The following is an 11,293-nucleotide window of genomic DNA, read 5'->3' as shown; positions in this document are numbered from 1 at the left end:
ATACCGGCCGCACCGATATTCAGAGATGATCAGCTATGCTTGACCGGCGAAGGGAAACGTAAGTGGTTCACCATTCCATGGACATCAGGTTCACCCAACGGTTGTCGTACAAACAGGCCCGACTGACCGTCCTGGTGGGTTTCGTGCTGGGTACTTTATTAAGCCTGGGACAGATCGGCATCGATTATGCCAGCGAAGACGCATCGATCAACCGTGAAATCCTCTCGCTGTTGGAAATCAGCCACAACCCGGCCTCGCGCATCGCCTATAACATCGACGCCGAACTCGCTCAGGAACTGGCCCTGGGCCTGTTGCGCTCGCCGGCCATCATCGGTGCCGAACTCATCGACAACAACAATACGGTCCTGGCCAGCGTCAAACGTCCCGAACTGCAGAGCAACAATCGGTTCATCAGCGACTTTCTCTTTGGCGCCCAGCGCCAGTTCGAAGACCGGCTCTACCTGACCCATCTGCCCGGCGAGTCCCTGGGAGTGTTGCGGCTGGATGTCGACACCTATTCGTTCGGCAGCCGCTTCCTGCGACGGGCCGAGATCACCCTGCTCAACGGTTTCGCTCGTAGCCTGATCCTGACCGGCCTGTTGCTGGCGCTTTTCTACGTCATGCTGACCAAGCCCTTGGTGCGGGTCATCCGCGAGCTGAGCAGCCGCGATCCCAGTAGCAGCGAACAGAGCCCATTGGAATGCCCTTCCGGCCATCAATACGACGAAATCGGCGTGCTGGTTTCAGTCGCCAACCAGCAGTTCGAAAATATCTCCACCGAGATCCAGCAGCGACGCACGGCTGAAAACCGCCTCACCGATTACCTGGCGCAATTGGAAAATATCGTTTCGGCGCGCACCGCCGAACTCAAGGCCATCAATGCCCGCCTCAGCCAGTCCAACGAAGAACTGGAGGTTGCCCGGCGTACCGCCTTGGACATGGCCGACACCCGTTCTGCATTCCTCGCCAACATGAGCCATGAGATCCGCACGCCACTCAATGGCCTGCTCGGTATGATCGCCCTGTCCCTGGATGGCCCACTGACCGCTGAACAGCAGCAACAGCTGTCGATCGCCCACGACTCGGGCAAAGTGCTGGTCGAGTTGCTGAACGATATCCTCGACTTGTCCAAGTTCGATGCCGGCCAGCTGGAGCTCGAACGCATCCCGTTCGACCTGGGTTCCCTGGTCGAAGACACCGCCAACCTGCTTTCACAAAATGCCGCCCCGAGCGTCGAACTGGCGTGCCTGATCGAGCCGCAGTTTCCCGCGCAGGTACTGGGCGACCCGACCCGCGTCCGCCAGATCGTCAGCAACCTGCTGTCCAACGCATTGAAGTTCACCCGCTTCGGCCGGGTCGATGTGCGCTTGAGCCAGTATGAGGGCGGCGTGCGGATCGAGGTCTGCGACACGGGCATCGGCATCCCCCAGGAGGCCCAGGCGCGGATCCTTCAGCCGTTCACCCAGGCCGGCGCAGGCATTACCCGCCAGTTCGGCGGCACCGGGCTGGGGCTGGCATTGACCTACAACCTCTGCGAAGCCATGCAGGGCCGGCTCACGATCAGTTCCGAGGCCGGCTTCGGCAGCCAGTTCTGTGCCGACCTGCCGTTGCCTTGCCACACCCCTGCCGTCCCCGTCGTACGCTTGCATGGCAACGTCGTGGCCATCACCACCGCGAACAGCGGGCTGGCCGAACTGCTGGGCATGTTGCTACCCGCCTGGGGATTGGATTATGTCCAACGTTCCGTGGATGACGGGCTGCTGGGGCTCAAGCCCGACATCCTGATCACCGATTGCCCGGAATGCCTGTTCAACCTGCGGCCGACCTTCGACGCCACCATTCTGCTGGTTACCGCCTATGGCAGTTTCATGCCCAGCGAAGAAGCGAGCGCCCTCGCCCCATTGCTGCAACAGGCCCGGCCGCTGGCGCGCCATGCGCTTTATCAGGTCCTGCGTCGCGCCTTGCAAAGCGAGGCGACCACGATCAATGAGGCGCAGATCGACGCATTGCCGCCCACCCTGCGTGCTCGTGTCCTGTTGGTGGAAGACAACCCCGTCAACCAGCTGGTGGCCAAGGGCATGCTGGTCAAACTGGGTTGTGAAGTGGTTGTCGCGGCCCACGGCGCCGAGGGCCTGGATCAGCTCGAACAGCGGGAATTCGACCTGGTCCTGATGGACTGCAACATGCCGGTCATGGACGGCTACGAAGCCAGCCGGCAGATCCGCCGCAGCGGGCGCTGGCCCGACCTGCCGATTGTCGCGCTGACCGCCAACGCCATGCCCGAAGAACGTGAGCGCTGTCGGGCCGCCGGCATGAGCGACTATTTATCCAAGCCGTTCCGTCGCGAAGAACTGGCCGCATTGCTGGACCAATGGGTGCCCACTACGTCAGCGCTTTGATCTGGGCCAACAAATGATCGAGGCCGTCGCGCAGCTCTCCCACGCGATCCAGATCAATACCGCTGTCACACAGCAAGCGAGCCTTGAGCGGGCCGACCTGCTCACGCAAGGTCCGCCCACGCTCCGACAGGCTCAAATGCACTTCGCGTTCATCACGTGCCGATCGTTGCCGCTGGACCAGCTCCAGTTGTTCCAGGCGCTTGAGCAACGGCGTCAGCGTGCCGGAATCAAGCAGCAAGCGTTCGCCCAGGGCTTTGACGGTCGGTTGCTCCGGCGGGCTCACCTGCCATTCCCACAGTACGAGCATCGCCAGGTATTGCGGATAGGTCAGGCCAAGCTGATCCAACATCGGCTTGTAACCCCGAATCACCGCCCGCGACGCGGCGTACAACTTGAAGCACAACTGGCTGTCGAGCTTCAGCGAATCGACTGACAGATCATTCATTTGAGCAGGGCTTCGATCTCGGCGGTGAGGTCTTGGGGCTTGGTGGTCGGGGCAAAGCGCTTCACCACTTGGCCGTCCTTGCCGATGAGGAACTTGGTGAAATTCCATTTGATGCCCTTGGACCCCAGCACTCCCGGTGCCCGCTGCTTGAGCTGCACGAACAACGGATGGGCATTGGCACCGTTGACCTCGACCTTCTTGAACAATGGAAAGCTCACGCCGAAATTGAGCTCGCAAAACTCAGAAATCGCCCCCTCGTTGCCTGGCTCCTGCTTGCCGAACTGATTGCAGGGAAAACCCAGCACCACCAGCCCCCGGTCCTTGTAGGACTGCCACAACGCCTCGAGCCCCTTGTACTGCGGTGTGAAACCACATTGGCTGGCGGTATTGACCACCAACACGGCCTTGCCGGAAAAATCGGCCAGGGTCTTTTGCTCGCCCTTGATGGTCGTGCACGGGATGCTTAGCAGATTATCGGTCATTGAGGGGAGCTCCTGAAGAGGTTGGGAGAATGAAGATAGCGACCAATTAAATTGCGTGCAATTTAATTCTCGGGACACCTCACGGACCATGAGGCTGCTGTGACTGTTGTGATGAGCCATGGGTGTTGTGGCGAGGGCGCTTTCTCCCTCGCCACAAAGGACCGCGTAGAACGTTACTCCCGAGGCACGAGATCCAGGCACACCGAGTTGATGCAATAACGCAGGCCGGTGGGCGGCGGGCCGTCGGGGAAGACGTGCCCCAGGTGCGCGTCGCATTTGGCGCAGACCACCTCGGTGCGGATCATGCCATGGCTGACATCCCGCACTTCCACCACCGCGCTGCCTTCGATGGGCGCATAGAAACTCGGCCAGCCACAGCCGGAATCGAACTTGGTCATCGAATCGAACAACGGCTCGTTGCAGCAGATGCAGTGGTAAACACCGTCGGTCTTGGTCCCGTTGTATTTGCCGGAGAACGGTCGCTCGGTGCCTTTGAGCCTACAGACGTTGTATTGCTCCGGGTCGAGCATTTCACGCCACTCTTCAAGGGTTTTCTGCAACTTTTCCATCGTCCTACCTCGGCAATTGAAAAAGCCCGATCCGACGCTTTTCCGCAGATCGGGCGGCACGTATGATTGCGCCTCGTCAGGCGCCAGTCTGGCAGCCACGTCATGCGCATTCAAATGGATTGTGGCGCATCTACCGCGTCCGGCCCGGGCACAGACGCAGGATCCCCAGTACGGTAGTTCACACGCCGCCTGGATCGTTCATTTTCGGGAACACATCGCCATGCAGGTCAGCAAATCGAACAAGCTCGCCAACGTCTGCTACGACATTCGCGGCCCGGTGCTCAAGCACGCCAAACGCCTGGAAGAGGAAGGCCACCGCATCCTCAAGCTGAACATCGGCAACCCGGCGCCCTTTGGTTTCGAAGCCCCCGATGAAATCCTCCAGGACGTCATCCGCAACCTGCCGACCGCCCAGGGCTACAGCGACTCCAAAGGTCTGTTCAGTGCGCGCAAGGCCGTGATGCAGTATTACCAGCAGAAGCAGGTCGAAGGCATCGGCATCGAGGACATCTACCTGGGCAACGGCGTGTCCGAGCTGATCGTCATGTCCATGCAAGCCTTGCTCAACAACGGCGACGAAGTCCTGGTGCCGGCGCCGGACTATCCGCTGTGGACCGCTGCCGTGAGCCTGTCCGGCGGCAACCCGGTGCATTACCTGTGCGACGAGCAGGCGAACTGGTTCCCTGACCTGGCGGACATCAAGGCCAAGATCACCCCGAACACCAAGGCCCTAGTGATCATCAACCCGAACAACCCCACCGGCGCCGTCTATTCCAGAGAAGTGCTGCTGGGCATGCTGGAACTGGCCCGTCAGCACAACCTGGTAGTGTTTTCCGACGAGATCTACGACAAGATCCTGTACGACGATGCCGTGCACGTCTGCACCGCGTCCCTGGCGCCGGATCTCCTCTGCCTGACCTTCAACGGCTTGTCGAAGTCCTATCGCGTCGCCGGCTTCCGCTCCGGCTGGATCGCCATCTCCGGGCCCAAGCATCACGCCCAGAGCTACATCGAAGGCATCGACATGCTGGCCAACATGCGCCTGTGCGCCAACGTGCCGAGCCAACACGCCATCCAGACGGCATTGGGCGGCTACCAGAGCATCAACGACCTGGTCTTGCCCCAGGGCCGGTTGTTGGAACAACGCAACCGCACCTGGGAACTGCTCAACAACATCCCAGGCGTCAGCTGCGTCAAGCCGATGGGCGCCTTGTATGCGTTCCCGCGCATCGACCCGAAAATCTGCCCGATCCACAACGACGAGAAATTCGTCCTCGACCTGCTGCTGTCCGAAAAGCTGCTGGTCGTCCAGGGCACGGCGTTCAACTGGCCATGGCCGGATCATTTCCGTGTCGTGACCCTGCCGCGAGTCGATGACCTGGACCAGGCCATCGGACGCATCGGCAATTTCCTAAAGTCCTACCGCCAGTAGCCCGGTCAGCGTGCGAGGCCCCTCGCCTCGCACGCTGTCTGATTCAGCAACATATCCAATCTTTGCGCGCCGGTAGGCCTTCTACACTGGGAAACCAGCGACCTTAGGAAGAGGAAACTCAACGTTCACGGGGCAAGGGCGACAAATCTCGATTCCACGATCACTTTCAGAAAAGTCTTTCAAACATTTAGGACGCGTGTAGGACACAGTTTGAAATAGTAGGCGAGTTGAATAGCCTGCGGCAGCACCTTATATACCCCGCATAACGCTACATCTTTAGCATGAGGAGATTGCTACCACCATGATGCGCATCCTGCTGTTTTTGGCCACTAACCTGGCGGTCGTGCTGATTGCCAGCATCACCCTGAGCCTTTTCGGCTTCAACGGGTTCATGGCGGCCAACGGGGTTGACCTCAACCTCAATCAGCTGCTGATCTTCTGTGCGGTGTTCGGTTTCGCCGGTTCCCTGTTCTCGCTGTTCATTTCCAAATGGATGGCAAAGATGAGCACCGGTACCCAGATCATCAGCCAGCCGCGCACTCGCCACGAACAATGGCTGCTGCAGACCGTCGAGCAACTGTCTCGCGAAGCCGGTATCAAGATGCCCGAAGTCGGGATATTCCCGGCCTACGAGGCCAACGCCTTCGCGACCGGTTGGAACAAGAATGATGCACTGGTGGCGGTAAGCCAGGGCTTGCTCGAGCGGTTCTCACCGGATGAAGTCAAGGCGGTGCTGGCTCACGAGATCGGCCACGTGGCAAACGGTGACATGGTGACCTTGGCGCTGATCCAGGGCGTGGTGAACACCTTCGTGATGTTCTTTGCCCGCATCATCGGCAACTTTGTCGACAAGGTGATCTTCAAGAACGAAGAAGGCCAAGGCATCGCCTACTACGTGGCGACCATTTTCGCCGAGCTGGTGCTGGGTATCCTCGCCAGTGCGATCGTCATGTGGTTTTCGCGCAAACGCGAGTTCCGCGCCGATGACGCCGGCGCCCGCCTGGCCGGCACCAGCGCCATGATCGGCGCCCTGCAGCGCCTGCGCGCCGAGCAAGGTTTGCCAGTGCACATGCCCGACACCCTGAATGCTTTTGGCATCAACGGTGGCATCAAGCAGGGCCTGGCCCGCATGTTCATGAGCCACCCGCCGCTGGAAGAGCGGATTGACGCACTGCGTCGCCGTGGTTGATCGCTAGAGCCTCAAAAAGAAGCCCGCAGCAATGCGGGCTTTTTTTTGCTATTCCAAGCGCGGGGCCGGATTTTTCAACGATGGGGTCATTGAATGCACCCCACGACTGGATACCAGATATACCCGCTCATCCAGCCGCTTCACGCCCGCCTGCAAGAACTTCCAACTCTCGCCCAGCACATCCTGTTCGTGCAAGACCTGCAACTCCCAAGCCCCACCCAGCAACCGCTGCACCTCGTCATGCCCTACCGAAAACGGAGGTCCAGGCATCTCGTCCTGGTTGTAATCCAGCGTGATCACCAGCCCGACACAGTCCGGCATTATGCTCTGCAGATGGGCCGCATACCGCTCACGCATCGGCTCGGGCAAGGCGATCAATGCAGCGCGGTCATACAACGTCGCGCAATCGGCTACGTCCAAAGGCGTCAACGCAAAGAAATCACCGCAACGGATTTCAATGGCGCCGGCACGAAATATCTTGAAGGCGCCCTCCTCACTCACGTTCGGCTGGAGCTGATGTTCCTGGAAAAAATCAGTGACGGCTTTTTCCGACAGCTCAATCCCCCGTACGGAAAAACCTTGTTGCGCCAACCACAGCAGATCCAGCGTCTTGCCGCACAAGGGCACCAACACTCGCGTCTCTTCAGGCAACCCCAACTGAGGCCAGAAACGCCGCAGGTAAGGGTTCACTTCAGGCAGATGAAAGCCGATCTGGTTGGTTGACCAACGCTTGTGCCAAAACTCGGGGTCCATGGGGTTCGCTCCATAAATTCGATCAAAACAGCTTAAAACTTGTATTAGATTTCGATCATTGACCTGACAGAAGATGACACATCTTAACCCTCAGGAGCCCGTCGATGCTGCCCAGCCTGTTTATCTCCCATGGCTCCCCCATGCTTGCCCTGGAGCCCGGCGAAAGCGGTCCGGCCCTGACTCGCCTTGCCGCGCAGTTGCCCAGGCCCAAGGCCATCGTCGTTGTCTCAGCTCATTGGGAGAGTGATGAGCTGCTGGTCAGCGCCAACCCACGGCCACGCACCTGGCATGATTTCGGTGGTTTTCCACCCGACCTGTACAAGGTGCAATATCCCGCCCCTGGCGATCCTCGGTTGGCAACACAGGTCGCCGACCTGCTCAACGCCACGCAGCTGCCGGCACGTCTCGACACGGGACGGCCCGCCGACCATGGCGTCTGGGTGCCGCTGTCACTGATGTATCCCGAGGCGGATATTGCGGTGGTACAGGTCTCTTTGCCTAGCCGTCAGGGGCCAACGCTGCAAACGCGGGTGGGCCGCGCATTGGCGAGCCTGCGGGAACAAGGCGTGCTGGTGATCGGCTCCGGGAGCATCACCCACAACCTGCGGGACCTGGATTGGAACGCCGGCCCCGACAGCATCGAGCCGTGGGCCAAGGCGTTTCGCGATTGGATGGTTGCCAGGCTGGCGTCGAACGACGAGACGGCACTGCATGACTACCGCCGCCAGGCTCCCCATGCCGTGCGCAGCCATCCCAGCGACGAGCATTTGTTGCCGCTGTATTTCGCCCGCGGAGCCGGTGGTACGTTCAGCGTTGCCCATGCTGGATTTACCATGGGGACGCTGGGGATGGATATTTATCGGTTCGACTGATCGCAAACCGAGTCGCGCCAATCGCGAGCAAGCTCGCTCCCACATTGGGTCTTCGGCGCTCAAAAATCCCCTGTGGGAGCGAGCTTGCTCGCGATTGGCCTCCCCGCCGCTCGCACTGAGACAACACCAGAGGACAGGCAAAAAAAATCCCCGAACCAGTCGGGGATTTTTTCGTGCTCGATCAATCAACCCGTAGGTCGATCAATCCTCGCGGTAGCGACGCAGCTTGAGCTGCTTGCCGGCCACGCGGGTGTCCTTGAGCTTGGTCAGCAACTTCTCCAGGCCATCTTCCGGCAGTTCCACCAGGCTGAAGCTGTCACGCACCTGGATACGACCGATGGCTTCGCGAGCCAGGCCACCCTCGTTGAGGATCGCGCCCAGCAGGTTCTTGGCGGCAATGCCGTCACGAGCACCCAGCGCGGTACGGCAGCGAGCACGGCCTTCGGCCAACGGGATCGGTGCACGACGCTCGCGATCACCACGGTCCGGACGATCGCCACTGCGCTCAGGACGGTCGCCACGCGGTGCGTTGTTCGGCACCAGTGGGCGTTCCTTCTCGATTGCAGCCAGGTTCAGCGCTTGGCCGTTGGTGGCCTTGCGCAACAGGGCAGCGGCCAGGGCACGTGGGGTGCAACCGATGTCGGCGGTCAGGCGATCGAGCAGATCACCGTGGGTCGATTCGGCGTCAGCCACCAGCGGCGACAGGCTGTTGGTCAGTTTCTTGATGCGGGCATCGAGAACGGCCTGGGCGTCCGGCAGGCGGACTTCAGCGACCTTCTGACCCGTCACACGCTCGATCACTTGCAGCATGCGGCGCTCACGCGGGGTGACCAACAACAACGCACGGCCTTCGCGACCGGCACGGCCGGTACGACCGATACGGTGTACGTAGGACTCCGGATCGTACGGCATGTCGACGTTGAACACGTGGGTGATACGCGGAACGTCCAAGCCACGGGCCGCGACGTCGGTCGCCACAACGATGTCCAGGCGGCCATCCTTGAGGGAGTCGATCACGCGCTCACGCTGGTTCTGGGCAATGTCACCGTTCAGCGCGGCGGCTTTGTAGCCTTTGGCTTCCAGGGCGCTGGCCAGGTCCAGGGTCGCTTGCTTGGTGCGCACGAACATGATCAGGGCGTCGAAGTCTTCGACTTCCAGCAGACTGAGAACGGCGGAAGTCTTCTGGTCGGCGTGAACCAGCAGGTGAGCCTGCTCGATCGCGGTGACGGTCTGGGTCTTGCTCTGGATCTTCACGTGCTTCGGATCGCGCAGATGGCGTTCGGCGATGGCACGGATCGATTGTGGCAAGGTGGCCGAGAACAGGACGGTCTGGCGAGTCTCAGGCATGGCCTTGAAGATGACTTCCAGGTCGTCCATGAAGCCCAGCTTGAGCATTTCGTCCGCTTCGTCGAGAACCAGGTGGTTCACGGTGGCGAGGACTTTTTCGTCGCGACGCAGGTGGTCGCACAGACGGCCCGGGGTGGCGACAACGATCTGTGCGCCATTACGGATTGCTTTCAGCTGTGGGCCCATCGGCGCGCCGCCGTAGACAGCCACAACAGTCACGCCTGGCATTTGCTTGGCGTAGGTTTCGAAAGCGGTTGCAACTTGTAGCGCCAACTCACGAGTTGGGGCCAGGATCAGAGCTTGCGGCTCGCGCTTGGACGGATCAATGCGGTGCAGGATCGGCAGTGCGAACGCGGCGGTTTTACCCGTACCGGTTTGCGCCTGACCAATCATATCGTGACCGGCGAGAATGATCGGGATCGACTGCTGCTGAATGGCCGAAGGCTCTTCATAGCCGGTAGCGACTACTGCAGCGACAATATTGGGATGAAGTTCAAGAGCGGCGAAGCCGCCGATTTCCTGGGTCATGGGTCTGCCTCTAAGTGCATCCGCAAAGACCCATGCTCCAAAGCTGCGCATGCCGTGTTGAGACTCAAGAGTCGCCCTGGCAGCTTTGTCGGCGGGGATTTGCGAAAACGAATGAATGAAAAAGAACGTCGCGGAAGCATCCGTTGTGCGGACATGCAACCGAAGCTGGCTTCGGAATATTGCGCTACCTTGACGCGGCCCGGCTAAAGGCCGGCGCGCACTATACCGGAATTCGCCCAAAAAGGGAGCTTTTTTTACTGAAACACTGTTGTAGGGCTCGCGACCAAAAGCCTTGGGGCAGCCGGCTAAAACGGTTCACTTGCGCTGGCGTTCCCCTGTGGCGAGGGAGCTTGCTCCCGCTGGGTCGCGAAGCGGCCCCATCGATTCCAGACTACTGACCCAGGCGTCTGCTTCGCAGCCGAGCGGGAGCAAGCTCCCTCGCCACAAAAGCCCTTGCAGTTCTGATCACGTCGCCGGACGGATGGCCTTGATCAGCGATTGCAACGAATACCCCAATCGTGGCGCCAGCCCTTCGGCCCGGGCAACCAAGCCTTGCATGTCCAGCGCCTGGTCCAGGTCCGCCGGCACGATCAGGATCACGTTGCCCTCCTTCACCGGCAATTCCCAATAGTGTCGGTGGTACAGACCACGCAACAATGCCGCGCCCAGGGGCTTGCCGTCATCGGTTGCCCATTGATTGATCACCAGCCAGCCGCCCGGGTTGAGGCGCTTCTGGCAGTTTTCCAGAAAACCCCACGCCAGATGGCCTACGCCGGGGCCGACATCGGTATAGAGGTCGACAAAAATCAGATCGGCCGGCTCCGCCGTTTCAAGCAGTTCCAGGGCATCGCCGACGCGGATGTACAAGCGCGGATCGTCATCCAGCCCCAGGTATTCGATGGCCAGGCGCGGCACATCCGGGCGCAGCTCGATCGCCTCGACATCTTCCAGCGGCAGAAACTTGAGGCAGGCCTGGGTCAAGGTACCTGCGCCCAATCCCAGGAAGAGCGCGCTTTCCGGCTGCTCGTGACACAACGCACCGATGAGCATGGCGCGAGTGTAGTCGTATTCGAGCCAGCTGGGATCGGCCGTGAACACGCAGCTCTGCTCGATGGCATCGCCGAACTCGAGAAACCGGTAGTCGGCCACTTCGAACACGCGAATCATGCCGAACTCGTCGTGCACCTCGGCGAGCAAATGCTCGACGCGCTCCTCTGTCATTTCATCTCCTGATGTTGCCGGGCGGCCATGGGCCTGCCCATACGGGGCGAAGGCGC

At 60.5% G+C, this 11,293-nt stretch carries 10 protein-coding genes; 4 read left to right on the top strand and 6 right to left on the bottom strand.

The window, feature by feature from the left end:
* Nucleotides 1-77 precede the first annotated feature (77 nt).
* A complete protein-coding gene (locus J3P81_RS08430; protein ID WP_434563146.1) occupies nt 78-2,399 on the top strand; it encodes a response regulator in 2,322 nt (773 codons plus the stop codon).
* Here J3P81_RS08430 and J3P81_RS08425 read toward each other — a convergent pair.
* From J3P81_RS08425 to msrB, 3 genes are all read right to left on the bottom strand, one after another.
* Nucleotides 2,383-2,844 (bottom strand): MarR family winged helix-turn-helix transcriptional regulator, encoded by a 462-nt coding sequence (locus tag J3P81_RS08425; protein ID WP_434563144.1) that lies wholly within the window; start codon nt 2,842-2,844, stop codon nt 2,383-2,385. The two genes, J3P81_RS08430 and J3P81_RS08425, sit on opposite strands and share 17 nt — an antisense overlap.
* Nucleotides 2,841-3,326, bottom strand: coding sequence for a glutathione peroxidase (locus J3P81_RS08420; protein ID WP_420764789.1), 486 nt, complete (start codon nt 3,324-3,326; stop codon nt 2,841-2,843). Before J3P81_RS08420 ends, J3P81_RS08425 begins: the two co-directional genes overlap by 4 nt.
* Nucleotides 3,327-3,499: 173 nt before the next feature.
* Nucleotides 3,500-3,895, bottom strand: a complete 396-nt coding sequence (gene msrB, locus J3P81_RS08415; RefSeq protein ID WP_420764790.1) for a peptide-methionine (R)-S-oxide reductase MsrB — start codon at nt 3,893-3,895, stop codon at nt 3,500-3,502.
* A 220-nt stretch (nt 3,896-4,115) separates the two neighbouring features.
* Here msrB and J3P81_RS08410 point away from each other — a divergent pair, with 220 nt between their 5' ends.
* Entirely contained in the window at nt 4,116-5,327 is a 1,212-nt protein-coding gene (locus J3P81_RS08410) for a pyridoxal phosphate-dependent aminotransferase (RefSeq protein WP_420764791.1), read from the top strand.
* A 301-nt stretch (nt 5,328-5,628) separates the two neighbouring features.
* Nucleotides 5,629-6,516, top strand: coding sequence for a protease HtpX (htpX, locus tag J3P81_RS08405; RefSeq protein ID WP_003183732.1), 888 nt, complete (start codon nt 5,629-5,631; stop codon nt 6,514-6,516).
* A 48-nt stretch (nt 6,517-6,564) separates the two neighbouring features.
* Here htpX and J3P81_RS08400 read toward each other — a convergent pair whose 3' ends face one another.
* Entirely contained in the window at nt 6,565-7,269 is a 705-nt protein-coding gene (locus tag J3P81_RS08400; protein WP_434563142.1) for a thiopurine S-methyltransferase, read from the bottom strand.
* Nucleotides 7,270-7,373: 104 nt separating this feature from the next.
* Between J3P81_RS08400 and J3P81_RS08395 the strand changes: the two genes are divergently transcribed.
* A complete protein-coding gene (locus J3P81_RS08395; protein WP_434563140.1) occupies nt 7,374-8,141 on the top strand; it encodes a DODA-type extradiol aromatic ring-opening family dioxygenase in 768 nt (255 codons plus the stop codon).
* 201 nt (nt 8,142-8,342) lie between these two features.
* Here the strand turns inward: J3P81_RS08395 and J3P81_RS08390 are convergent, their stop codons facing one another.
* Nucleotides 8,343-10,016 carry a DEAD/DEAH box helicase gene (locus J3P81_RS08390; protein ID WP_030141884.1) on the bottom strand — a complete coding sequence of 558 codons (1,674 nt, stop codon included), beginning with the start codon at nt 10,014-10,016 and terminating at the stop codon, nt 8,343-8,345.
* 465 nt (nt 10,017-10,481) lie between these two features.
* The gene (locus J3P81_RS08385) at nt 10,482-11,237 is read right to left on the bottom strand and encodes a spermidine synthase (RefSeq protein WP_420764794.1); all 756 of its coding nucleotides are present in this window, start codon (nt 11,235-11,237) and stop codon (nt 10,482-10,484) included.
* Nucleotides 11,238-11,293: the final 56 nt, after the last annotated feature.

The organism is Pseudomonas sp. R1-6, from assembly GCF_051132115.1.
Taxonomy (GTDB): domain Bacteria; phylum Pseudomonadota; class Gammaproteobacteria; order Pseudomonadales; family Pseudomonadaceae; genus Aquipseudomonas.
The sequence above is the reverse complement of the archived record's forward strand: the minus strand, read 5'-3'. Positions and strand labels throughout refer to the sequence as shown.